The organism is Streptomyces antioxidans (genome assembly GCF_000968685.2).
GTDB lineage: Bacteria > Actinomycetota > Actinomycetes > Streptomycetales > Streptomycetaceae > Streptomyces > Streptomyces antioxidans.
On sequence record NZ_LAKD02000050.1, the window covers coordinates 35,504 to 58,773 of the forward strand.

Here is a 23,270-nt window from a genome sequence, read left to right on the forward strand (position 1 = left end):
AACAGCCGCCTCGCCGCCCCGGGGCCCCACCGCCCGACAGGGGGCAGGGGGCTTCGCCCCCAGGCCCCGGGGTCTGGGGGGGGCGAAGCCCCAATTTCGCGAAGGGCAGCGGAACAACCGCCACAGGCGCCACGTCCCGCGCGAGACAAGGCTCCACCGCACGGCAGAGGCCCAGCAGGGGCGCTTCGCGCCTGGGCGCCCGGGGGCTGGGGCGGAGCCCCAGTTTCGGGAAGGGGCGGGGGGAACAGCCCGCCGCAGGCGCCACGTCCCGCGCAAGGCGAGGCTCCGCCAGGAGACGGGGCTCCACCCCGAGACCCCAGGCGCTAGGCCAGCGCCCCACCGCGCGGCGAAGCCGCACATCGATGCCGTGAGAAGGGGCGGGAAGGCGAACAGCCCGCCACAGGCGTCAAAGGCCCGCCGGGTAGCCGTAGGTGACCAACTCGCCCCGCCGCTCGTTCACGAACCGTGGACCAGCACCAGGCGACACTCGCCACCGACGACGAACCCACCGGCCTGATCGACGTCGAGCAGGCCGAGGCCGCCCTCGTCGAGCACTACCCGCGGCTGGTGCGGCTCGCGTATCTCATCCTGCCGCCGGGCCTCGGGCGCACCCGCCGCGTGCTCGCGGCACACGCCCTCGCCCAGCGCGCCCTGCCCCGCAACCGGGGCTACGGCACGGGCCAGGACCCGCACCCCGACGTCGAACTGCCCTGGCAGCGCGGGACGAAGAACCCGGGAGCCGACAGCACGGGCTACGCCTATGTGCGGCTGCGGGTGCTGCGCCTGGCGCTCCGCGCCGCCCGGCAGCGGCCCTGGTGGCGGCGGCCCCCGGCGCTCCCGCAGGTGTTCGGGCTGCGGCTGTTCCCGCGCTCCGGCGGCGCCGATGAACTCGCCCTGGAGAAGGCGCTGTCGGAGCTGTCGGGACCCGGCCGCGCCGCATACGTCCTGCTGGAGCTGGAGCAGCTGGACGAGCACGAGACCCGCGCCCTGCTGCGCGCCGCGGGGGTCGCCGACGCGCGGGACGCGGTGGACGAGGCGGAGTCGGTGCCGGATCCGGCGGGCAGCCGGGACGCATCGCTGCTGGAGTCCGCCGAGTTCGACCCCTGTTCGCTCCAGGCCCGGCCCACCGATCTGATGCGCCGCCGTCAGCATCTGCGGGCGGCGGTGGTGGCCGCGGTGGCGCTGGTGGTGTGCGGAACGCTGCTGGGGATGCCGGGGCGGGGCTGGGAGCCGAAGGGCGCCGCCGCGCCCTCGTACGCCCGCAATCCGGCCTCCGAACGGGCCCTGGACCCACACAGGTTGACCCGCGCCGCGCCCGACGCCTGGCGCACCGCGTCCCGCGCCGACTTCTCCTCCTGGCCCGCGCGCGGCGACCGGGCCCGGGACACCGCGCTGCTGCGCCGCGCGCTGGCCGTCTGGGCGCGGCCGGGCGGTTCGGTGCGGGTGTCGGCCACCATGGGCACGCAGTCCGGGCCGCCGTCGGGACCGCCGCAGCTGCTGTTCGCGGGCGAGGTGGACCGGGCCACGGTGGTGCTGCTGTACGACGGGCTGCGGGTGGCGCGGTACGCGGAGGCGGACGAGGGCGGCGAGGAGGGCGGGGGCGGCGCGGTCGCGCTGGACTTCGCCCGGCTGGACGCCGCGGACGCGGGCACCTCGACCGCGCTGGTCCTCAGCCGCACCGACGGCAACGTCCGCTATCTGACCGCCCCTTGGGTACGCCACGCCTGGGTGCGGGATCTGCTGCACCCGGCCGGGGCGCCGCGTCTGCTGCGCCGCACCGGGGACGGGGTTACCGATCCGGTGCGCACCGTTCCGCGGCTGCGCCCCTGCCGTGGCTGGCCCGCGCTCCAGTTCGGCTCGCGGCTCGTGGCCGACCTCGGCGAACTGGCCCCGGCCCGGCTCACCTACGGTGCCCCCGGCGCCGGGGTGCGCGATGTGGCGGGGCGGGCGGCCCGGGCGAGCTGGGCCAGGACCGGCTGCCGTCTGGCGATGTTGCGGGCGCGCGGGGTGCGCTCGGTCAACGCCTGGCGGTTCGCCGCCCAGGCCCTGCCGGAGGCGGGCGGCCACGCGGCCTGGCTGTGCACCCGCGCCGACACCTGGCGGGGCACGGGCAGCAAGGTCCTGGCCCAGTTCCAGCCGTGGGACACCCGCCGGGGCAGGACGGGCGCGGTCGCGGCCGACGCCGACAACTCCCCCGCCTGCGGTCCGCGCGAGCCGCGGGTGCTGGCGGGGGTGCTGTGGAAGGCGCGGTCCGGCCACTGGTATCTGTTGGCCGCGGGAAGCCGTCAGGTGACCGGGATCGTCGCCACGGGTGGCGTCCGGGGCCGCACCTATGGCCGCGGGCTGACCCTCCCGGCCAAGCCGGGCGCCCGCGCCGACCTCAAGGCCCACCTGGCGAACGGCACCCGACTGGGCCCCCTGGGCTAGGGGGTTCGCGGGATCTTCCCCACCCCGCCCCTTCCCGATACCAGGGGCTCCGCCCCTGGACCCCGGGGTCCGCGGTGGGACCTGGCGGTTGGGGCCGCGAGGTCGGCGGGGCGCCCCCTTCCCGCGGTATCGACGTGCGGCTCCGCCGCGTAGCAAGGGGCTCCGCCCCTACGCCCCGGGGTCTGGGGCGGACCCCAGTTGAGGGGAAGGGGCGGGGAACAGCGCGCCGCGCCCTTCCGCACTCCCCGAAAGTGCCCCGACCTGCCGTCGATCACCCGCAGCGCCGTCGTGGCTGATCGCGCCTACGCGGCGGAGCCGCATATCGACACAGCCCCGCGCCCCTGCGGGGCGCAGCCCCCACCTCTTCGCCCTTGGGCCCGGGGTCTGGGGCGGAGCCCCAGGTGAGGGAAGGGGCGGGGAGGGGAACAGCGCGCCGCAGGCGTCACGCTCCGCCGTGCCCTTGGTCGCGCAGTTGCCCGCGCCCCTCAGCCCCCGCCGTGAAGACGGCGGCCGTGCGGGCGGGCACGCTGAAGGTGCCGGTCGCGCGCTCGTAGCGGGACGTCCGCACCGTGGCGTCGGCGCCGCCCGCCTGCACCGGATGGAGGGCGTACGGCGTCCCGGCCACCGCGGGGATGCTCTGCGTCTGCCGGGACGGCGTGGCGTTGAAGACCACGACGAGCGGGCCGAGCCGCATGGTGATCACGCCCGGCGTCTCCCCGGTCCCGGACAGCGGGAAGGACAGCGCCCGCTGCACCCCCTCCGCAGTCGCCTGGCTGAACGCCTTCTCCGTGGTACGGATCCGCAGCAGGTCCCGGTAGGCCGCCGAGGCCCCCGCGATCTCGGAGCAGCCGGGGCGTACCGCCGGATTGGTCAACAGGGGCTTGGCGTACGGCCACTTGGACTCGTTGTCCGCCGCCGGGGGCAGCCCCCGCCCGAAGCCGTTGCCGGACGCGCAGTCCCAATGGACGGCGTTGAACCAGTCCCCGCTGTCGAAGGAGTTGCGGTCCAGCGACTTCGAGCGCAGCAGATCGGTGCCCGCCTGGCTGAGCGCCGGGCCCTGGGAGAGGGTGGCGGTGGCCAGGGCCACCACCTGGGCCCGGGCGCGGTCGGCCGCCGAGGTCGTCGTGGGGAGCTTGTAGGCGAGCGCGTCGTACAGGGTCTCGTTGTCATGGGCGTCGGCGTAAGCGAGCGCGTCGCCGGGGGCCGCGGCGTAACCGGCCGGGGAGCCGTCGTAGTCGACCTCGGAGCCCTTGACCCGGTGTCCGCCGGTGTCGGTGAAGGTGTAGTCGGCAAGGTTGCCCGACAGCCCGACCTTGATCAGGTCCTGGGCGTGCAGCAGCCGGGCCCGCTGCTCGTCCCGGCCGCCGTTGGCCGGTGAGCCGTTGGGGTCGGTGAAGAGCCCGGAGGCGAAGCCCTGCACCCGGGGGTCCTCGTCGAACGGCCCGCCGCCGCGCACCGCGTCCCGCGCCCGGTCGCTGAAGGTGGCGATGCCGGTCCCGGCCATGTTGCGCTGGGTGGCCTGGACGAAGCGGGCGTCGTCGGCCACCTCGCCGAAGTTCCAGCCCTCCCCGTAGAGGATGATCGACTTGCCGTCCACCCCGTCCTTGGCGGGGGTCAGGGCGTCCAGGGCCTTGCGCACGGCCAGGATGTTGGCCTTGGGGTGGTGGCCCATGAGGTCGAAGCGGAAGCCGTCGACCTTGTACTGCCTGGCCCAGGTGACGATGGAGTCCACCACCAGCTTGCCCATCATCGCGTGTTCGGGCGCGGTGCCGGGGCAGCAGGTGGAGGTGGCCACGCTGCCGTCGTCCAGCAGCCGCTGGTAGTAGCCGGGCACGATCCGGTCGAGCACCGACTTGTCGTCCTGCCCGGCGGCCACGGTGTGGTTGTAGACCACGTCCATGACGGTGCGCAGCCCGGCGCGGGCCAGCCCCCGCACCATCTGCCGGAACTCACGGGTGCGGGCCGGGCCGTCCGGATCGCTCGCGTAGGACCCCTCCGGCACGGTGTAGTGCAGCGGGTCGTAGCCCCAGTTGTAGCCGTCCCGGTCGGCGGCCCGGGCCACGCACTTCTGCTGCTGGTCGGAGTCTGCGGGCAGGTCGGCCAGATCGCAGTCGGGCCGGGCCTGGTCCGACCGCCGCTCCGGAACGGTGCCGAAGTCGAACGCGGGCAGGAGGTGGACGTACGAGGTGCCGGACCGGGCCAGCCGCGCGAGGTGCCGCATGCCGTCCGAGCCGCGGTCGGTGAAGGCGAGGTACTGGCCGGGGTGGGCGCTGGTGCGGTCCGCGCTGGAGAAGTCGCGGATCTGCAGCTCCTGGACGCGGGCGTCGCGCAGCGGAACGGCCCCGGGCTTCTTCAGCGACGCCCAGCCGGCGGGGGCGAGCCGGGGGTCGGCCAGATCGGTGACCAGGCTGCGGGCGGAGTCGGCGGTCAGGGCGGTGGAGTAGGGGTCGGTGACCTCGTTGGTGACGGTCTTCCCGACGCTCGGCGCCCAGACCCGGACCCGGTAGCGGTACGGCTTGTCCCGCCAGCCGGGGCTCCCGGTCACGCTCCACACCCCGCTGCCGGGGTCACGGCGCATGGCGACGGTGCGCCCGTCGAGGTCGAGCGACACCTTGTGGGCGGTCGGCGCCCAGACGGAGAGGGTGGGGCGGCCCCCGTGGAAGACCGGGCCGAGGCGGGCCCGGCGCGCCCGGTCCGCGTAGAGGTCGTCCAGTACGCCGGGAATCTGCACCCCGGTGCGGTGCAGTACGCGGTCGGGGTCGTCGGCCGCGCGCTGGACGGCGGCGAGCGGGCCGCGCAGCGCCGTGGCGGCCTTGTCGCGGTCGCGCGGGTCGAGCCGGAAGGCGGGGCGGTCGGCCAGCTGGGGGTAGGCGGCCTTCTGGGCGTCGGTCAGGGCGGCCGGGGCCAGCCGCAGGGTGCCGCCGTGCGCGTAACGCAGCTCCTCGGCGGTCGCGGCGGTGTGCTCGACCTTCCAGACGACGGTGGCCCGGTCGATCCACTGCGCCTCGGCGGTGGCGGCCCGAGTCTGGGTGCCCGCGGCCCGGGCGGCCGCCCGGGCGGTCTGCGAAACGGCGGGCACGGCCGCCGCGCCCAGTGCGAGGGCGGCGAGCGCGGCGGCGGTGCGGAAGAGGGTGGCTCTCGGGGGTTTCACGGGGCTGGTGGCTCCTTGAGGTGTGGTGTGGAGGTGGGCTCCGCGCCCACGCCCCGGGCCGGGGCGGAGCCCCTGGGCCTGATCGGTGCGAGCCCCTGGCCTGATCGGTGCGGGCGGCGCGGCCTAACCGCAGTTACGGGCCCCGGTGTGCAGGGCCACCGCCGTATTCGCGCCGAGCGTGGCCGTGAACTGCCCCGAGGAGTCGACCGTGACGGGCTTGCCGCTCTGGACGTCGCAGTAGCCGCCCGCCGGGAGCGAGGTCTGGAAGGTCCGGGTCAGGGGGCCGCTCTCGTGGTTGATGGCCACGTACGCCTTGTCGCCGCGCCCGAACGCGACGGCGTCGTTGCCGTTGTCCCACCAGTTGGTCACCGAGGCGCCCCGGGCCGTGTTGCGGAGGGCGACCATGCCGCTGATCTCGGGCCACTTGTGCTGGCACTTCCAGCCGTCCTGGTAGCAGGCGTTCACCGCGCCCCCGTTGGGCGGGCCCGCGTCGCCGTCGCTGAACTCGTAGCCGGAGTGGACGTCCGGGGAGCCGTAGGGCCAGGCCAGCATGAAGACATTGGCCAGGGTGTAGTCGGCGCCGTCCTTGTAGGTGAGGGTGGAGCCGTTGCGCTCGGTGTCCCAGTTGTCGACGAAGACACCGGACTGACCGCTCGCCATGTAGCCCCAGCCCTCGCCGAAGTTCTTCAGGGACGCCAGGCTCTCGCTCTGGAACACCCGCTTGAGGTCACGGCCGTAGCGGAACTCCTGCACATCGCCGTTGCGCAGATACTCCGTCGGGGAGACCGCCTCGCCCTCGCCGTAGATGACCTCCTGCTTCCAGTAGACGCCGGGGTCGCTCAACTGGCTCTTGATGGCGGCCAGATCGTCCGCCGGGATGTGCTTGGCGCCGTCCACGCGGAAGCCGTCCACGCCGAGCGAGAGCAGGTCGTTGAGGTACTGCGCGAGCCGGGTGCGGACGTAACTCTCGCCGGTGTCCAGGTCGGCGAGGCCCACCAGCTCGCAGTGCTGGACGTTCCAGCGGTCCTGGTAGTCGCTGATCTGCGCGGTGCAGTCGTCCATGTCCTGGGGCTGGTAGATCCCGGGGTAGTCGTACTTGGTGTACGAGGAACCGCCGGTGCCGGTGCCGGACCCGGCGGACATGTGGTTGATGACGGCGTCGGCCACCACCTTGACCCCCGCGGCGTGACAGGTGTCGACCATGTTCTCGAAGGCGGTACGGTCGCCGAGCCGCCCGGCGATCTTGTAGCTGACGGGCTGGTAGGAGGTCCACCACTGGCCGCCCTGGATGTGCTCGGTGGCCGGGGACACCTCGACATAGCCGTATCCGGCGGGGCCGAGGGTGCCGGTGCACTCCTTGGCGACGGAGTCGTACTTCCACTCGAAGAGTTCGGCGGTGACGTCCTTGGTGCCGGGCGGTGTCGCCCGCGCGGTCTGGGGCAGGGCGACGAGCGTCACCGCGCTCGCCGCGAGGGCGAGGGCGAGCGCGGTGGCGAGGGGGATGCGGCTGCTGGCCATCGTTCCTCCGTGGGGGGGGGAGTTCGGGGGTGCCGATCGAGCCTCGTACGGCAACGCGCCATGCCCGTAAGGCCAGTTGAAGGTTCTTGCTGCAAGACGTCAGTGGTGGGGTGGTGACGGGACCGTACTCGCGCGTTTTTGTTGTTGCAAGACCTTTCGCAAGCAATTGCGGCGGTGTTACGTTCAACCGCGTTCTCCGGTCCGGCCGGCCGGGGGTCCGCATCAAGGGCCCCACGCGCCCGGCCGGTCGGATCGGTTTGGTGTGGTGTGGTGTGGTTCGCTTCGGTTTGGTGTGGGGGACGAGGTGTCCGTCAGTCCCGGTCCGGGACGGCCATTTCCCCGAGGAGGGACCAGTCCTCCTGCGGCACGTTCGCATTGACGATCCGCGGGGTCGCCGCGAGATGCGGCGGCAGTGTCCGCTGGGCGGCCTGGAAGTGCGGCGAGTTGACGTGTGCCGCACCGGCCTCCTCATCGCGGAACGCCTCGACGAGGACGTATTCGGCCGGGTCCTCGACGCTGCGGGACCAGTCGAACCACAGGCACCCGGGCTCGGCGCGGGTGGCCCGCGTGAAGTCGCCCACGATCTCGGGCCAGCGGTCCGCCTGCTCGGGCAGCACCCGGAACTTCGCGGTGATGAAGATCATCGATAAGCCTTTCGTCGGTGGTGGCCAACCGGGCCCCCGGTGGGTGACCGGTCGGACTCCATGATCGGCGATGACGCCTCGGCCGGGGCACGCTAGGCGGTACGCCCCGCGCGGACGAACGGGGTCGGCTGGCGCCGAGACATCGGCGGGCTCCCGGGAAGCCACGCGGCGGAGCGGCATGGCGGTGCTTCCCCCTCCCCGCCCCTTCCCGATACCAGGGACTCCGCCCCTGGACCCCAGAAGCTGGAAGGCAGAGCCTTACCACACAGCCGAGCCATCCCCACCCGACAACCAGGGACTCCGCCCCCACCACACAAGGCGCCCCCGGACCGCCGGGCCTGGGGCGGAGCCCCAGTTGTGGGAAGGGGCGGGGAGGCGAACAGCCCGCCACAGGCGCCACCATCCGCCACGCCGATGTTGACCTGACCTACGCGGAATGCGGGGTGAGTCGGCGGCTGGAACTCCTCTCCTTGCCCGACTTCTTGCAGTCGTGGGTGCGTCCGGTGGCGTGGGAGAACCGGGCGATTCGACGCCATGCTGAGCGTCTTCAGGTCACGGTCCGCTACCGACCGGTACCAGATACCACGCCTACCGCCCGATGGGGAATCGGCGGGAACTTCTCGCATCGGATGCCCGCACCCGTCCCAGGCTGTCTCGCGGTGGCTCCGGGCCATGTTCGATCCGTCTCGGATCACGGCGCCACGGCTCGGCAGTAGATGTCGCCGTTGCCGTTGCAGGTCCCGCACGTCTTTCCCGTCTTGGGGTCGGCGCCGATCCCTCCGCAATCGGGGCAACCACCCTCGGAACACGGCGAGCGAGGGTCCGGCCGGACTACGCTGGTGCCTGCCCGTCCAGTCGAAGGGACTCCGCGATGTTCGTGATCCGCCGAGCGACAGCGACCGACCGGGAAGCGGTCAAGAAGCTGACGCAAGCACGCGCCCGGTGGATGGCTGAGCGCGGTGTGAGAGGCGCCCAGGGCTGGGAACGGTTCGCAGAGGAATCCGGCCGCCAGACAGCCGCCCCGGACACGCCCGTGTGGGTCGTCGTGACGGAAGCGGGCCGCGTGATCGGCCGGACGACGCTCGGCGAACAGACACCGTTGTGGGGATGGACCGAAGAAGAGCGGGCGCAGCCCGCGTACTTCCTCAACACGACCGTGACACACCCGGAGTTCGCCGGTCAGCAAGTGGGGTCCCTGCTCGCCTGGTGGGCAGTGGACCGGGCCGCCGCGACCGGACGGGAGTGGGTCCGCCGTGCGGTTGGTCCCGACCCCGGATTGCTGCGGTACTACTGCGATGTACAGGGCTGGCGGATCATCCACCAGACGGAGCGCTACGGGGAAGACGCGTACATGCTGGGACGTGAGGCTGAGCCGCTTCCGGATCTCACGCATCGTCTACTCCCCCACGCCTGACATCCCGCGCAATCCAATCTCGGTGGACGCAATGTGAAACAACGTCCGATCCATCTCTCCGTGCGGGCCTTTCAGGAATTCAGAGTCCACTGTCTTCGCGAGTCCGCTTCCGTCCACGAATCCGGCGTCAATCAACACGCTTCCTTCCCGGACCATGGATTCCAGGAACGGGACGACGTAGCGGCGCATCGCGGCGTTCATCGCGTGGACGAAGTTTTCGGGAGTCGGCGCGTGAACAGCTTCCGGAGACAGGCCGAGGCGGACCAGACGGAGCCTGTTCAATGCCTTGTGCTCTCGCCACGGGCGCGGCAGCCATTCCGCGAATCGGATCAGCTCAGGGTCCGCGAGCGGCGATACGGGCCACAGTCCGTTGCGCATGAACTGGGGGGTGCGGCAAGCGAATGCGAGAAGCGTGCTGTCGTACAGCACCGCGGACGGTGCGATGCCGTCGTTGATGTGGTCCACGACGGCCAACGTCCGCTGCCCGGTCCAGGGTCCGGGCGTCGGGACTTCTCCGGCAGGTGGACGTTCGTCATCGCGCAGAGAGGTGAGTTCGTCACCACCCGTGCCGCCGAACGACCACCACATGCCTGCCCTGGTCAGGGCACGCATCATGACTTCTTCGGCCTCGGTCCAGGGGTCGTCATACGGACTCACCGCCTGGCCGTTAGCCCGCCGTCCGGCAGGGTTGAGCGGCAGATGCGCCATCACGTCCGTACACACGTCCCGCGCGATCCCGAAGGCGCTGATCATCTCCTTGCGGCGGCGGATCTGCTGCTCGCGGGCTTCGCCATCGAGGAGCATGGCGGCGGCTGTGATGTCGGGGCGGTCGGGTTCGGTGAGGCCGGCTGCGACGTTCGCCGAGTCCATCCCGCCGGACAGCTCCACGGCCGAGTGGTCCGCGATGAAATGCCGTCGCGTGATCGCCTGTGCGAGTAACTGTTCGTAGGCGTCGAGGACATCCGCGCCCGGCCGCAGGGCACGCGGCTCGGTGTGCGGGGCACCCGGCGGGTAGGCAAGCGCGAGGCCATCGGCGGTCCACGACGCGGTAGAGCGCTCCGTGAGCCGGTGGACCCCCTCCCAAAGGGTGTCGTGGGTGTACCGATGCTGGAGCCGCAGCACACGGGCAACCTCGCGGTCCACCAGGGCACCGGCCCGACAGTGTCCGCGAAGGTCAGCCAGATCCCATGAGCCGTCCAACTTGCCGTTGTCGCTGGCGAGATAGAGCGGCGCCACGGCCCACGCGCCCGCTCGGACCGTCGCAGTCCGGGGCGTCAGCTCGACGGCCGTCCAGTCCAACGCCCCGTGACAGGCGGCCCGTAGACGTGCGCGGTATGCGTCCGGGGCCAAACGGACCGGCGGCGGCCTGCCGGGAATCGCGTCGGTTCCACGCCCGCGTTCCGTTGAGATCACCGCTACGGCCGTGCCGTCGGTGATCATTTCGTGGCAGATGCCCGGATGCTCGTACGGCTCGATGCGGGATGCGCCGTGCCGCCACTCGTGGCCGGTCCATGTCCACTCGACCGAGCCGCTGTCCAAGCTGGCCCGCGTGATGCTGAACTTGAGCAAGGGAGGTCCCCCTCGGAATGGCACGGCCCACCGCCTGCGAGGACGGTGGGCCGTGGGAGTCGGACTACTCGTGTTCGTCGCGCTCGGTGTTCGTGTCGCTGTTGCCGGAGAACTTCTTGGTCTCCAGGCGCTCGCGGAGCGTCGGCACTGTGAAGACCGGCGTCCCCGAGAACACTTCTTCCAGGTTCACGCGTTGTCCCTCCCTTCTGCTGTCGTGTGCCGTCAGGAACAGCCACCGGCCCGTGCCTGCCGGATAGGTCGTCGCGTGCGCGGGACGAGGGCAACTATGCGATGGCATCTTCGCGACGGGTCAGCAGGTCTCCGGGCGGCGCTCCGCCGCGTCGCTGTCGCCGCCTGCCGGGCTTTCGCCCTCAGTCACGCCCAGACGACCGCCACGGCTTTCCGCGATCCGCAGCGCATCGGCGAGCGCTTCGGTCAACCGGACAGCCAGAAAGCGGAGTTCACGCGCAGATGTCTCGTGATCGGAGAGCAGTCCATCGGCGTGTGCCAGGAGCTCAGCCCCCATACCGAGCTGTACGGCTTCCACCTGATCGGCGAATCGGGACAGGAAGCCGCCGTCGCTAGCCAGGTAGCAGCGCTTCCCGTCCATACCTTCCCAGGGGAGCAGACGTACCGGCCGCGTCTGGTACATCACGCGACCACTACTCCGCGGATGAGGCGCGGACCGATGTCGATGCCGTGGACAGCCAGCCAGAGCGTCGCCGCTGTCGTCGCAGCCGGACTTCCCGCCGTCCCTCGTGGGCCAGCACGTACGGGCGCACGAGGGCGATGTCTTCACCCCGTGCGGGCTCGGCGGGCACGCGCTGCATGCTCACCGTGGGTGCGTCTTCCCACGGGCCGGTGAACGGTGAGCCGGCCGCTCTGTGACGGCCCGCCGCTGGCAGGAACAGCCTCAGCAGCAGCTCGAGGATGCGGTGGATAAGGTGCGGCACGTCAGCGCTCCCATCAGCGTTGGCCATGCCCCCGGGCTGTTCGTAGCGGTCGCGGGGGTCTGTTCGCGCCAACTGTCCTGCCAGGCAAGGAATCTGACTTCCCGCCGATGGGTACCCCATGATGGGTAGGCTGAGCGTCAGGCCAGTGCGACACACTGTCACCAGCAAGCGCGACGGGGCAGCTTATGACCGCATACGAACCGCCGACAGCGCTGCCGCGTGCTCTCCTCAACCGGGCGGACATGCGAGCAGCCATCACGGCCCACGACTTCGGCACGGTGTTTCTACTCGCTCGGGCAGAAGCCAAAATCAGTTACTCAAAGATCGCGGCTGAGTGCGGCATCAAGCCGGAGCGAGTGGGCGCCCTGGCACGGGGCGACGGCAGCGTGACGACCTTCGAGAAGATCGCCACCATCGCCGACGCCTTACGCATCCCCGGGCACATGCTCGGCCTCGCACCCCGCACGTGGGAGGCGACGGAGCAGCCACCCGGATATCCCGCCGCGCCCGCAGGTACTACCGGTACGACCCGAGATGGAGATAGCGCAGTGCGGCGACGGGGTTTCTTCAAGGCGTCGGCCCTCGCCGGATTGGCGGTCGGCCTGCCGGAACTCACTCCACTCACGACCGGCCACCGGATCGGCCGCGACATCCCGGACCGACTACGCCAGCGGACCGCCCGCCTGCGCCGTCTGGACGACGTTCTCGGCGGAGGCGACACCTACCGTGTCTATCTCGGCGAGTACCAAGCCACCAAAGCCATGATGCGAGAGGCCGGCTACACCCAGCAGACCGGCCGCGCCCTGCTTTCCGTGCTGGCCGAACAGGCGCAGCAGGCGGGATGGGCCGCGTTCGACGCGGGCAAGCACGCTGACGCTCGTGGCCTGTACGAAGCCAGCCATCAGGCCGCCACGGAAGCCGGAGACGCAGCCCTCGCCGGAAACGCTCTCGCGTTCCTCGCCTACCAGCGGATCAATGGCGACCGGGCCGCCGGAGTCGAGACCGCCGAACAGTCCTGCCGCACCGCAGGCCCGGGAGCGCCGCCCGGCGTCCGGGCACTGCTTCACGAACGGCTTGCATGGGCCTACGCGGTCGCCGGGCGCGACAGCGAGACAGAGCGGGCACTGAGCGCGGCTGAGGCAGCCCTCAGCGATGGTGACGGGACTCCGCAGCCCGATTGGGTCGCATGGGTGGACCGGGACGAACTCCGGATCATGACCGGCCGGTGCTGGACCGAACTTCGCCACCCACTCCGCGCGGTCCCCGTGCTGGAAGACGTGCTGACCCGATACGACGACACCCACGCCCGGGACAAGAGCCTGTACCTGTCCTGGCTGGCCGAGTCCTACCTAACCGCCCGCGAAGTGGAGCAGGCCGCGACGGTCGCCGGCCGCGCACTGGACCTGTCCGCCGGAGTCGCCTCCGTACGCCCCCGCCAACGCCTCGAGCCCACATTGCGGCAGTTCAGCGTCTACCGGGATCTACCTGCGGTGGCCGAAGTCCTCGAACGGGCCAGGGCGTGACGGATTCAGTCCAGGCCGGGCTGGGTGCTCTTGTCGATCCAGCGCAGGTAATCCACTGCCCCGGCGAGCGGCACCGCCGAGACCTCCGGGTTCTTCCACGGGTGGTGCTCCAAGAGGTGCACTTCCAGCGCCGCATACCGGTCAGCGCGGGTCTTGAGCAGAAGCTGCCACTCTTCGCCGGTACCGAACTCGCCTTGATGCCAGAACACCGAGGCCACCGGACCGACGATCTGCGCACCGGCCGCCAACCTGGCGGCTACAACCGATTGCGCCAACTTCACGGCGTCGTCACGGGTTTCCGTGGCCGTGGCCACCTGTAGGTACTCAGCCATGCCGCCGAGCCTAGACCCGGACCAGGCTCGGGCACATAAGGCATCGAGCCGTCGTGCTGTCCCGGGGGCCACCCCGGCGGGCGATACCCACACCCAGCAACACCCACCTCCCTGGAGCGGCGTTACGGTTGGGGTCACTTTCCCTTCCTTATCTCCTATCCCGTCTGGGGCGCAGCCCCAGTTGTGGGAAGGGGCGGGGAGGGGAACAGCCCGCCGCAGGCGGCACCAACCGGCGGGCACTGTTAGCGGAGCCTCGCCGTGGAGCCGCGCACCACCAGATCCGGCTGGAAGACGAACTCCGTGTGGTGGACCGGGTCCCCGGCCATCTCCTCGAGCAGCGCCCCCACCGCCGCCGTCGCCATCGACTGCACCGGCTGCCGCACCGTGGTCAGCGGCGGGTCGGTGAAGGCGATCAGCGGGGAGTCGTCGAAGCCGACCACCGACACATCGTGCGGCACCCGCAGCCCGCGCCGGGCCGCCTCCCGGATCGCCCCGAGCGCCATCAGATCGCTGCCGCACACGATGCCCGTACAGCCCTGGTCCAGCAGCGTGGCCGCCGCCACCTGCCCGCCCTCGACGCTGAACAGCGTATGCCGCACCAACTCCCGTGCCTCGTCCGCCGACCGGTCCAGCAGCTCCGCGCTCGCCGCGAGGAACCCCTTGACCTTGCGCAGCGCGGGAACGTAGCGGGCGGGCCCCACCGCGAGGCCGATCCGGTGGTGGCCGAGCGCGGACAGGTGGCGGACGGCCATCCGCGCCGCCGCCCGGTCGTCCGGCGAGACGAACGTGGCCTGGATGTGCTCGTTGTAGCCGTTGATCAGGACGAACGGCACCTTGCGCCCGGCCAGCCGGGCATAGCGGGCGGGGTCGGCCGTGGTGTCGGCGTGCAGTCCGGACATGAAGACGATGCCTGCCACATCGCGCTCCTCCAACTGCTCGACCAGTTCGTCCTCGGTGGCGCCGCCGGGCATCTGGGTGCACAGGATCGGGGTGTAGCCATGACCGGCCAGCACCTGCTCGATGATCTGGGCGAAGGCGGGGAAGACGGGGTTGGTCAGCTCCGGGATCACCAGGCCGACAAGACCGGCGCTGCGCCGCCGCAGCCGCACCGGCCGGTCGTAGCCGAGGACGTCGAGGGCGGCGAGCACCCGCTGCCGGGTGGTGGCCGCGACGCCCGCCTTGCCGTTGAGCACCCGGCTGACGGTGGCCTCGCTGACCTCGGCCTGGGCGGCGATATCGGCGAGCCGCGGCGACGCGACCGGCGAACGCGCCGCGGACGGGCCAATCCCGGAGGGGCCCTCCTCCGCCGCACTCGCCGCCGCGTCCCGCCCCGCCGCCAGCGGACCCGTCACGACTTGGTCGCCCCGGCCGTGAGCCCCGCCACCAGATGGCGCTGCGCCCAGGAGAACACCAGCGCCGCCGGGATGGCGATCATGACGGCGGCGGCCGTCATCGAACCCCAGTCGGAGGTGTACTGGTTGACGAAGGTCTGGAGCCCCGCGGCGAGCGTGAGGTTCTCCTCCCCCGTCATAAAGGCGGAGGCGTAGGCCACCTCGGCCCAGGCCGTGATGAAGGTGTAGAACGCGGTCACCGCGAGCCCCGGCTTGGCCAGCGGGACGACCAACCGCCAGAAGGTCCCGAAGGGGTTGAGCCCGTCGACCCGGCCGGATTCGTCGATCTCCACCGGGATGGTGTCGAAGAAGCCCTTCATCATCCAGGCGCAGAACGGCACGGCCACGGTGAGGTACGTGACGATGAGCGAGATCGGCTGGTTGAGCCAGCCCAGCGTCGACATGATGTTGTACAGCGGCACGATGAGGATGGCCACCGGGAACATCTGGGTGATCAGCAGCAGCCACATCAGCGGGCGCATCCCCGGGAACCGGAAGCGGCTGACGGCGTAGCCGGTGGTGGCCGCGACGAAGACGCCCAGGAGCGTGGTGATGACCACGATGAACAGCGAGTTGCCGAACCAGGTCAGGAACTCGGTGTCGCCCAGGACGTGTTGGTAGTTCCGCAGCGTCGGGTCCTTCACCACATCGGTGCTGAACGCCTCGCTCTTGGGCTTGAACGAGGTGATCAGCAGCCACAGCGGCGGGAAGACCGCGACCGCGGAGGCGACGATGAGGGTGGTGTGCAGCCCGACGGAGGCCAGCGGTCCGCGTCGTTGGTCGCGCATGGCTACCACACCTCTCCCTGCCTGCGGAGCGAACGGCGGTAGATCACCGCGAAGAGCATGAGGATGAGCAGGATCAGCACGCCCCAGGCCGAGGCGCCGGCGAAGTCGCGCGGGCTGTTGACGAAGGAGAGCCGGTAGGCGTAGGTCACCAGGATCTCGGTGGAGTCGCCGGGTCCGCCGCGGGTCAGCAGGAAGATCACCGGGAACATGTTGAACGTCCAGATGGTCGACAGCAGGACCACGGTGGAGCTGACCGAGCGCAGCCCGGGCAGGGTGATGTGGCGGAACCGCTGCCAGGGGCCCGCCCCGTCCATCTCGGCGGCCTCGTACAGCTCACCGGGGATGGACTGCAGCCCGCCGAGCAGCGCGACCAGCATGAACGGCACCCCGAGCCAGATGTTCACGGCGATCACCGAGACCTTGGCCATGGTGGGGTCGTTCAGCCAGGGCACCGCGTCGATCCCGCCGCCGTGCAGCACCTTGTTGAGGATGCCGTTCTTCTCGTTGTAGAGCAGCCGCCAGGCGAAGACGGAGACGAAGGCGGGGACGGCCCAGGGCAGGATCAGCAGCGAGCGGTAGAGGGCGCGCCCGGCGAACCGCCGGTTGAGCAGGACGGCCAGGCCCAGGCCGATCGCGAAGGTGAGCGCCACACAGCTGACGGTCCAGGTGACGGTCCAGCTCAGCCGGTCCCAGAAGACCTGGTCCTTCAGGATCGCCCGGAAGTTGTCGAGGCCGACCGTCCGGTAGGTGGCGGGGATGTGGTTGATCCCGATGGTGCGCTCGACATTGGCCTCGTTGGCGTCGGTCAGCGACAGATAGACGCCGCGGACCAGCGGATAGCCGATGATCAGCCCGATGACGGCCACGACGGGCGCCACCATGGCCCAGGCGTACCAGTGGCGGGCGAGCGCGTCGCGGATCCGGCGCGGCGGTGGGGTGCCGGGCTTGCGGGCGCGGCCGCCCCGGCCGCGGGCGCCCTTCGCGCCCGCGGCCGGGTCCAGCGGCCGGCTGGTGTCGACAGCCATCGTCGCCGGCCCTACTTCCAGTCGCCCTTGAGGAGCTTGCGGTAGGCGTCACCGACCGACTTGGCGGCCTTCTCGGGTGAGGTCTTGCCGGTGAGGACGCCCGGGAACTGCACCAGGATCGCCTGGAAGAGGCTGTTGCCCTCGGGGATCCAGGGGCGCTCGACGGCCTTGTCGACGGCGGCCTTGAAGAACTTCACATTGGGGTTCGCGGCGACCGTCTTGTTGGAGTAGACGGAGGTGCGGGTGGGCAGCAGGGAGAGCTTCTCGGTGGTCTTGGCCTGCACCTCGGCCGAGCTCATGTACCGCGCGAAGGCGTAGGAGGCGTCCAGGTTCTTCGATCCGGCGTAGACGGTGAGGTTCTGGCCGCCCTGCGGGGCGCCCTGGCCCTTGCTGCCCGCCGGGACCGGGACCACCCCGAGGTTGGACTTGTCCTTGAACGCCTTGCCCGCCAGGGTGTCCTCGATCGCCCACGGCCCGTTGATCGTCATCGCGACGTCGCCGTTCTTGATGGCGTTCTGCATGTTGTCCCAGCCGTCGGTGGCGTCGGTCTCCGCCGCCTTCGAGGTGACCAGGTCGCGGGCGGCGGCGAACGCCTTGATGCCGGGCTCGTCGTCGATGGTGACCTTCTTGGCGCCGGTGTCGAGGAGGTCACCGCCCTCGCCGTAGATGAAGGGCAGGTACCAGTAGGCGTCGTCGCCGCGCAGATAGAGGCCGGTCTTGCCGGTCTTCTCCTTGATCTTCTTGGCGGCGGCCTTGAGCTCGGTCCAGTCCTTGGGCGGCTCGACCCCGGCGTCCTTCAGCATCTTCTTGTTGTAGAAGAGGCCGAGGGTGTCGATGACCTGCGGTACGGCGTAGGTCTTGCCCTTGAACTTGGCCCCGGCGAGCGCCTTGGGCAGATAGTCGGACTGATCGGCGAGGGCGGGGGTGCCGTCCAGCGGGGCGAGATAGCCGATGTTGGCCAGGTCCTGGGTCCAGGCCACCTCGGTGCGCAGCACATCGGGCGCGCCGGAGCCGCCGGAGCCCGCGGCGTTCTTGAACTTGGCCAGGGCGTCGCCGAAGGGCACATTGACGTAGTTGACCTTGACGTCGGGGTACTTCTTCGCGAAGCCCAGGGCGAGCTCCTTGTACGTGCCCTTCTCCGCGTCGTTCGACGTGTCCCAGTAGGTCACGGTGCCGGAGAGATGACCGCCGGACTTCTTGTCGCCGCTGCCGCCGTCGTCACCGCCGCATGCCGTCGCCGCGAGCGCCATGGCCGCGACGAGTGCGGTGGCCGCTATGCCACGTCGCATCTGAACTCCTCCAAAGCCGGCCGCTCCCTCGCGGCCCCGGGTTGCGGAGGAACGTAACAGGGCCGCAAGCCCGTCGAAAGACCTTGCGGCAAATTTCTGCAAGGGGACGGGGCATCGTTACGTCCGCGTGTCCCCGCGGTGGCCGCTCCGCTCCCGTCCCGCCGCTTGACAGCCCCCGTTCCGGCGCTGAACAGCCCCGTTCCGGCGCTTGGCATGCGTCCACGGGCACGACCGGAGCACTCCCCGAGGGCATCAGCGCGCCCTGCAAGCTCTTCCGCAAGCCATTGCAGAGCTGTTACGTTTCGCGCCATGACCCAGGAGCTCACGACCTCCCTGACCTCCCTCGCCACCGATCCGGCGGAGCCGTCCGAAGGCCACGGATGGTGGCGCGACGCCGTCATCTACCAGGTGTACGTACGCTCCTTCGCCGACAGCGACGGCGACGGGATCGGCGATCTGCGCGGGGCGCGGGAGCGGCTGCCGCACCTCGCCGGGCTGGGTGTGGACGCCGTCTGGCTGACCCCCTTCTACGCCTCCCCGCAGGCCGACGGCGGCTATGACGTGGCGGACTACCGCGCCGTGGACCCGCTCTTCGGCTCCCTCGGCGATGCGGACGACCTGGTGCGCACCGCCCATGAGCTGGGGCTGAAGGTGATCGTGGACGTCGTCCCCAACCACAGCTCGGACCAGCACCCGTGGTTCCGCGAGGCACTGGGCGACCGGCCGGGCGGCGCGGCCCGCGCCCGCTACCACTTCCGCCCCGGCCGCGGCGCCCACGGCGAACTGCCGCCGAACGACTGGGAGTCGGTCTTCGGCGGCCCCGCCTGGACCCGTACCACCGGCCCGGACGGCACCCCCGGCGAGTGGTATCTCCATCTGTTCGCCCCCCAGCAGCCCGACCTCAACTGGGACTCCCCCGAGGTCCGCGCGGAGTTCGACTCGGTGCTGCGCTTCTGGCTGGATCTGGGCGTGGACGGCTTCCGTATCGATGTCGCCCACGGCATGGTCAAGGCCGCCGGGCTGCCCGACATCGGCCGCACCGAACAGGCCAAGCTGATCGGCTCCCAGGTGCTGCCGTTCTTCGACCAGGACGGGGTGCACGAGATCCACCGCTCCTGGCGGCGGCTGCTGGACTCCTACCCCGGTGACCGGATCGGCGTCGCCGAGGCATGGGCGCCCACCGCCGAGCGGCTGGCCCTCTACGTACGCCCCGACGAGCTGCACCAGGCGTTCAACTTCCAGTTCCTGAAGTGCCCGTGGGACGCGGCCGCGATGCGTCAGGTGATCGACGAGTCGCTGGCCGCCACCGCCTCCGTCGGCGCCCCCACCACCTGGGTGCTCTCCAACCACGATGTGGTCCGGCACACCACCCGCTACGCCGAAGGGGCCGGCGGCGGCCCGGCACGAGGGCTCGCCCGCGCCCGGGCCGCGGCCCTGCTCATCCTGGCGCTGCCCGGCTCGGCCTATCTCTACCAGGGCGAGGAACTGGGCCTGCCCGAGGTGACCGAGCTGCCGGACGAGCTGCGCCAGGACCCGGCCTTCTTCCGCACCTCCCCCGACGGGCAGGAGGGCCAGAGCGGGCAGGACGGCTTCCGCGACGGCTGCCGGGTGCCCCTGCCCTGGACCCGCTCCGGCGACTCCCACGGCTTCGGCCCCGGCTCCAGCTGGCTGCCCCAGCCGGAGGGCTGGGCCGAGCTGTCCGTCGAGGCGCAGACCGGCGACCCCGGCTCCACGCTGGAGCTGTACCGGGACGCGCTCGCGCTGCGCCGTGAGCTGCCGGGGTTGGGGGACGGCTCGATGAGCTGGCTGGAGGCTCCCGCGGGGGTGCTCGCGCTGTCCCGGCCGGGCTTCGTGTGCACGCTCAACACGCTCGGGGAGGAGGTCGAACTGCCGGTGCCCGGGCGTGCGCTGCTGTCGTCCGCACCGCTGGCGTACGGGGCCGGAACGCTGACGTACGAGGCCGGAACCGTGCGCATTCCGCCTGATTCGTGTGCGTGGTGGGCAATCTGACACGCGACCGGTACAGTCCCACTCCATGACCGCACGGCTCGCTGACATCGCAGCCCAGGCGGGGGTCAGCGAAGCCACCGTCAGCCGCGTCCTCAATGGCAGGCCGGGGGTGGCCGCGGCCACCCGCGAGTCCGTCCTCGCCGCTCTGGACGTCCTCGGCTATGAGCGGCCGGTGCGGCTGCGGCAGCGCAGCGCCGGGCTGGTGGGACTGATCACGCCCGAGCTGGAGAACCCGATCTTCCCCGCGCTCGCCCAGGTCATCGGGCAGGCGCTCACCCGGCAGGGCTACACCCCGGTGCTGGCCACCCAGACCCCCGGCGGTTCGACGGAGGACGAGCTGACCGAGATGCTGGTGGACCGGGGGGTGGCCGGGATCATCTTCGTCTCCGGGCTGCACGCGGACACCTCGGCCGATATGCAGCGCTATGACCAGCTGCGCGGCCAGGGCGTGCCGTTCGTGCTGGTGGACGGCTTCTCGCCGAGGGTGCGGGCGCCGTTCATCTCCCCGGACGACCGGGCGGCGATGGGGCTGGCGGTCACCCATCTGGTCTCGCTCGGACACACCCGGGTCGGTCTCGCGCTCGGGCCGAAGCGATTCGTGCCCGTACTGCGCAAGATCGAAGGCTTTCAGCAGGCGGTGCGGGACCGGCTGGGGCTCTCCCCGGCCGAGTCCGAGGAGCTGATCCAGCATTCGCTGTACACCCTGGAGGGCGGCCAGGCGGCGGCGACCGCGCTGATCGAGCGGGGCTGTACGGCGGTGGTGTGCGCGAGCGACATGATGGCCCTGGGTGCCATCCGGGCGGCCCGGCGGCAGGGGCTCGCGGTCCCCCAGGACATCTCGGTGGTCGGCTTCGACGACTCCCCGCTGATCGCCTTCACCGATCCGCCGCTGACGACGATCCGCAAACCGGTGCAGTCGATGGGGCAGGCGGCGGTGCGGGCGCTGCTGGAGGAGATCGGCGGCACCCCGGCTCCGCCCAGCGAGTTCGTCTTCCTGCCCGAGTTGGTGGTACGCGGGTCCACGGCATCGGCCCACGGTGTGGAGGCGCGGGGCCGGGTGGCCGGGGGCGCGGGCTAGTGACGCCTGCGGCGGGCTGTCCCCCTCCCCACCCCTTCCCTCAACTGGGGCTCCGCCCCAGACCCCGCTCCTCAAACACCGGAGGGGCTGGGAGGTGGGGCTCGGTCCCGGTGCCCGGTGGACGTATACGGGCATACGCACCGTGGAGGACCCCCCGGACCAGGACATAAGCATCGAAGACCCGATGCCGTGGATGATCTGCGGGTGGGTGTCGTCTGGCAGACTGTTGCCCCATGGGTGGAGCGACGATCAGGACCACGGCAGGCCGAACAGCCACCCCGGCACCCAGCGCGGACACCGACGCGGAGGGGGCGCCGGGCCTCACCCTGATGGACCGTTTGCGTACCCCCAGAAGGCCCCGGCTCTGGTTCGAGATCGTCCTCATCGCCGTCAGTTACTGGACCTATTCGCTGATCCGCAACGCCGTCCCGGAGCAGCGGCCGGAGGCACTGCGCAACGCGGGCTGGATCTGGGAGTGGGAGCACCGGCTCGGAATGGCCTTCGAACGGGGCGTCAACCATGCGATCGACTCGGTCAGCTGGCTGATCGTGGGCATGAACTACTACTACGCCACGCTCCACTTCCTCGTGACGCTCAGCGTGCTGGTGTGGCTCTACCACTGGCATCCGGGCCGTTACGCCGCCACCCGGCTGGCGCTCTTCGCGACCACGGGCGTGGCCCTGCTCGGCTACTACTTCTTTCCGTTGGCCCCGCCCCGGCTGATGAGCGGCGGCCACTTCATCGACACCGTGGTGGTGCACAACACCTGGGGCTCGATGGCCTCGGGAAACCTCGCCGATATGTCGAACCAGTACGCGGCGATGCCCTCGATGCACATCGGCTGGTCGCTGTGGTGCGGTCTGACCATCGCGACGCTGGCCCGTCCGGTGTGGGTGAAGACGCTGGGGCTGCTCTACCCCTCGGCCACGCTGCTGGTGATCGTGGCCACCGCCAACCACTTCTGGATGGACGCGGTCGGCGGGGTCGTCTGTCTCTCCTTCGGCTTCGCGCTGTCGTGCGCGTGGTACGGCTCGCCGCCGTACCGGCTGCCGAAGCAGGTGGCCGTGATCTGCACGGTTTGATCGTCTCCGGCGGAGCCGCCATTCTCTGTTCCGCAAGGTCGACATGGGCTGACGGGTCGACATGGGTTCAGGGGCTCCCTGTGTCGCGCTGATCGACGCGGAATGAGCACGATGAGCGTGACGAAAGGGACCACCGGCCACCGTGCACACCGCCGACGCCACTTCTTCCGTATCCACGTCGGGATCCGCGTCGGGATCCGCTTCCGGATCCCCGCCCGCTCCGCGCGCGCCGCTCCCCCGCCCCCGTACCGCCGGGCGGCCCCACTTCCCGCTGGTGGCCACCGACCTCGACGGCACCCTGCTGCGCGGGGATCTGACGGTCTCGCCGCGCAACCGCGCGGCGCTCGCCCTGGTCGGGGCCGCCGGGGCGCGGCATCTGGTGGTCACCGGGCGCCCGGCCGCGTCCTGCCGTGAGTTCCTGGTGGCGATCGGCTACCGGGGGCTCGCGGTGTGCGGACAGGGCGCGCAGTTGTACGACGCCTCCGCGGACCGGCTGCTGGTCTCGGCGTCGCTGGACCGGGAGCTGGCCCGGTCGGTGGTGGAGCGCACCGAGGAGGCGCTGGGCGCCGGGCCGCTGGAGCTCGCCGTGGTGACCGCGGCGCCCGAGAACCGCTTCGTCGTCACCGCCCGCTTCACCGACCGGATGCGCCCGGAGTGGGGGCTGGCCGAGCGGGAGGAGCTGTGGGCGGCGCCGATCGAGAAGGTGCTGATGCGTCACCGTACGGTGGCGGACGGGCTGGTCGCGGCGGCCGCGGAGCGGGTGGGCGGGGGCGAGGTGGCGGTGGCCCACTCCGAGAAGGGCATGATCGAGGTGCTTCCGGCCGGGACGGACAAGTCGGTGGGGCTCCAACTGGCCGCCGACCGCATGGGGTTCACCCCCGCCGGGACGGTCGCGTTCGGCGATATGCCCAATGACATCCCGCTGCTGGGCTGGGCCGGATACGGGGTCGCGATGGGCAACGCCCACCCGGATCTGAAGGCGATGGCCGACGAGGTGGCGCCCGCGAACGAGGACGACGGGGTCGCGGTGGTGCTTGAACGGCTGTTCGCCCACCCCTGAGCACACCCCTGAGGGG

18 protein-coding genes are annotated in these 23,270 nt (G+C 71.2%); 7 read left to right on the top strand and 11 right to left on the bottom strand.

What is annotated here, in order from left to right; all coding sequences use genetic code 11:
* Positions 1 to 465 precede the first annotated feature (465 nt).
* Positions 466 to 2,427, top strand: coding sequence for a hypothetical protein (locus tag VT50_RS20720; RefSeq protein WP_046086245.1), 1,962 nt, complete (start codon positions 466 to 468; stop codon positions 2,425 to 2,427).
* A gap of 442 nt (positions 2,428 to 2,869) precedes the next feature.
* Here the strand turns inward: VT50_RS20720 and pulA are convergent, their stop codons facing one another.
* The 3 genes from pulA to VT50_RS20735 form a co-directional block, all read right to left on the bottom strand.
* On the bottom strand, positions 2,870 to 5,578 hold the full coding sequence (pulA, locus tag VT50_RS20725) for a pullulanase-type alpha-1,6-glucosidase (protein ID WP_075200348.1): 2,709 nt from the start codon (positions 5,576 to 5,578) through the stop codon (positions 2,870 to 2,872).
* Between the two features lie 123 nt (positions 5,579 to 5,701).
* Positions 5,702 to 7,096 (bottom strand): alpha-amylase, encoded by a 1,395-nt coding sequence (locus VT50_RS20730; RefSeq protein WP_046086244.1) that lies wholly within the window; start codon positions 7,094 to 7,096, stop codon positions 5,702 to 5,704.
* 311 nt (positions 7,097 to 7,407) lie between these two features.
* Positions 7,408 to 7,740, bottom strand: coding sequence for a putative quinol monooxygenase (locus VT50_RS20735; RefSeq protein WP_046086243.1), 333 nt, complete (start codon positions 7,738 to 7,740; stop codon positions 7,408 to 7,410).
* Positions 7,741 to 8,611: 871 nt separating this feature from the next.
* On the opposite strand from VT50_RS20735, the gene VT50_RS20745 reads away from it, so the two are divergent.
* The gene (locus tag VT50_RS20745; protein WP_046086242.1) at positions 8,612 to 9,154 is read left to right on the top strand and encodes a GNAT family N-acetyltransferase; all 543 of its coding nucleotides are present in this window, start codon (positions 8,612 to 8,614) and stop codon (positions 9,152 to 9,154) included.
* Here the strand turns inward: VT50_RS20745 and VT50_RS20750 are convergent.
* The 3 genes from VT50_RS20750 to VT50_RS20755 all read right to left on the bottom strand — a co-directional run bounded on the left by VT50_RS20750 (position 9,137) and on the right by VT50_RS20755 (position 11,375).
* Positions 9,137 to 10,723, bottom strand: coding sequence for an asparagine synthetase B family protein (locus VT50_RS20750; protein ID WP_053048565.1), 1,587 nt, complete (start codon positions 10,721 to 10,723; stop codon positions 9,137 to 9,139). The two genes, VT50_RS20745 and VT50_RS20750, sit on opposite strands and share 18 nt — an antisense overlap.
* A 64-nt stretch (positions 10,724 to 10,787) precedes the next feature.
* Positions 10,788 to 10,913, bottom strand: coding sequence for a hypothetical protein (locus VT50_RS41005; protein WP_276207316.1), 126 nt, complete (start codon positions 10,911 to 10,913; stop codon positions 10,788 to 10,790).
* Between the two features lie 120 nt (positions 10,914 to 11,033).
* Positions 11,034 to 11,375, bottom strand: coding sequence for a hypothetical protein (locus VT50_RS20755; RefSeq protein WP_046086273.1), 342 nt, complete (start codon positions 11,373 to 11,375; stop codon positions 11,034 to 11,036).
* Positions 11,376 to 11,861: 486 nt separating this feature from the next.
* Between VT50_RS20755 and VT50_RS20765 the strand changes: the two genes are divergently transcribed.
* Positions 11,862 to 13,199, top strand: a complete 1,338-nt coding sequence (locus tag VT50_RS20765; RefSeq protein WP_046086241.1) for an NsdA family TPR-like regulatory protein — start codon at positions 11,862 to 11,864, stop codon at positions 13,197 to 13,199.
* 5 nt (positions 13,200 to 13,204) lie between these two features.
* On the opposite strand, the gene cutA is transcribed toward VT50_RS20765, so the two are convergent.
* The 5 genes from cutA to VT50_RS20790 form a co-directional block, all read right to left on the bottom strand.
* Positions 13,205 to 13,531: a divalent-cation tolerance protein CutA gene (gene cutA / locus VT50_RS20770; protein WP_046086240.1), complete on the bottom strand. Its 327-nt coding sequence runs from the start codon at positions 13,529 to 13,531 to the stop codon at positions 13,205 to 13,207.
* Positions 13,532 to 13,773: 242 nt separating this feature from the next.
* Positions 13,774 to 14,817 carry a LacI family DNA-binding transcriptional regulator gene (locus VT50_RS20775; protein ID WP_046090007.1) on the bottom strand — a complete coding sequence of 348 codons (1,044 nt, stop codon included), beginning with the start codon at positions 14,815 to 14,817 and terminating at the stop codon, positions 13,774 to 13,776.
* A 62-nt stretch (positions 14,818 to 14,879) separates the two neighbouring features.
* Positions 14,880 to 15,710: a sugar ABC transporter permease gene (locus VT50_RS20780; protein ID WP_046089993.1), complete on the bottom strand. Its 831-nt coding sequence runs from the start codon at positions 15,708 to 15,710 to the stop codon at positions 14,880 to 14,882.
* A gap of 2 nt (positions 15,711 to 15,712) precedes the next feature.
* Positions 15,713 to 16,735 (bottom strand): carbohydrate ABC transporter permease, encoded by a 1,023-nt coding sequence (locus VT50_RS20785; RefSeq protein ID WP_078840976.1) that lies wholly within the window; start codon positions 16,733 to 16,735, stop codon positions 15,713 to 15,715.
* A gap of 11 nt (positions 16,736 to 16,746) precedes the next feature.
* Positions 16,747 to 18,024, bottom strand: coding sequence for an extracellular solute-binding protein (locus tag VT50_RS20790; protein WP_046089994.1), 1,278 nt, complete (start codon positions 18,022 to 18,024; stop codon positions 16,747 to 16,749).
* Positions 18,025 to 18,333: 309 nt separating this feature from the next.
* Between VT50_RS20790 and VT50_RS20795 the strand changes: the two genes are divergently transcribed.
* From VT50_RS20795 to VT50_RS20810, 4 genes are all read left to right on the top strand, one after another.
* Positions 18,334 to 20,034: a glycoside hydrolase family 13 protein gene (locus VT50_RS20795; RefSeq protein ID WP_046089995.1), complete on the top strand. Its 1,701-nt coding sequence runs from the start codon at positions 18,334 to 18,336 to the stop codon at positions 20,032 to 20,034.
* A 25-nt stretch (positions 20,035 to 20,059) separates the two neighbouring features.
* On the top strand, positions 20,060 to 21,112 hold the full coding sequence (locus VT50_RS20800) for a LacI family DNA-binding transcriptional regulator (protein ID WP_046089996.1): 1,053 nt from the start codon (positions 20,060 to 20,062) through the stop codon (positions 21,110 to 21,112).
* Between the two features lie 233 nt (positions 21,113 to 21,345).
* Entirely contained in the window at positions 21,346 to 22,194 is an 849-nt protein-coding gene (locus VT50_RS20805; protein WP_046089997.1) for a phosphatase PAP2 family protein, read from the top strand.
* 271 nt (positions 22,195 to 22,465) lie between these two features.
* Entirely contained in the window at positions 22,466 to 23,254 is a 789-nt protein-coding gene (locus VT50_RS20810; RefSeq protein ID WP_046090009.1) for an HAD family hydrolase, read from the top strand.
* The last annotated feature ends 16 nt before the right edge of the window (positions 23,255 to 23,270 follow it).

Excerpts from the sequence above, each read along its gene's own strand:
- VT50_RS20765 (WP_046086241.1), top strand. The coding sequence starts at position 11,862 with ATGACCGCATACGAACCGCCGACAGCGCTGCCGCGTGCTCTCCTCAAC.
- VT50_RS20785 (WP_078840976.1), bottom strand. The coding sequence starts at position 16,735 with ATGGCTGTCGACACCAGCCGGCCGCTGGACCCGGCCGCGGGCGCGAAG.
- VT50_RS20790 (WP_046089994.1), bottom strand. The coding sequence starts at position 18,024 with ATGCGACGTGGCATAGCGGCCACCGCACTCGTCGCGGCCATGGCGCTC.
- VT50_RS20735 (WP_046086243.1), bottom strand. The coding sequence starts at position 7,740 with ATGATCTTCATCACCGCGAAGTTCCGGGTGCTGCCCGAGCAGGCGGAC.
- VT50_RS20795 (WP_046089995.1), top strand. The coding sequence starts at position 18,334 with ATGACCCAGGAGCTCACGACCTCCCTGACCTCCCTCGCCACCGATCCG.
- cutA (WP_046086240.1), bottom strand. The coding sequence starts at position 13,531 with ATGGCTGAGTACCTACAGGTGGCCACGGCCACGGAAACCCGTGACGAC.
- VT50_RS20730 (WP_046086244.1), bottom strand. The coding sequence starts at position 7,096 with ATGGCCAGCAGCCGCATCCCCCTCGCCACCGCGCTCGCCCTCGCCCTC.
- VT50_RS20805 (WP_046089997.1), top strand. The coding sequence starts at position 21,346 with ATGGGTGGAGCGACGATCAGGACCACGGCAGGCCGAACAGCCACCCCG.
- VT50_RS20800 (WP_046089996.1), top strand. The coding sequence starts at position 20,060 with ATGACCGCACGGCTCGCTGACATCGCAGCCCAGGCGGGGGTCAGCGAA.
- VT50_RS20755 (WP_046086273.1), bottom strand. The coding sequence starts at position 11,375 with ATGTACCAGACGCGGCCGGTACGTCTGCTCCCCTGGGAAGGTATGGAC.
- VT50_RS20745 (WP_046086242.1), top strand. The coding sequence starts at position 8,612 with ATGTTCGTGATCCGCCGAGCGACAGCGACCGACCGGGAAGCGGTCAAG.
- VT50_RS20780 (WP_046089993.1), bottom strand. The coding sequence starts at position 15,710 with ATGCGCGACCAACGACGCGGACCGCTGGCCTCCGTCGGGCTGCACACC.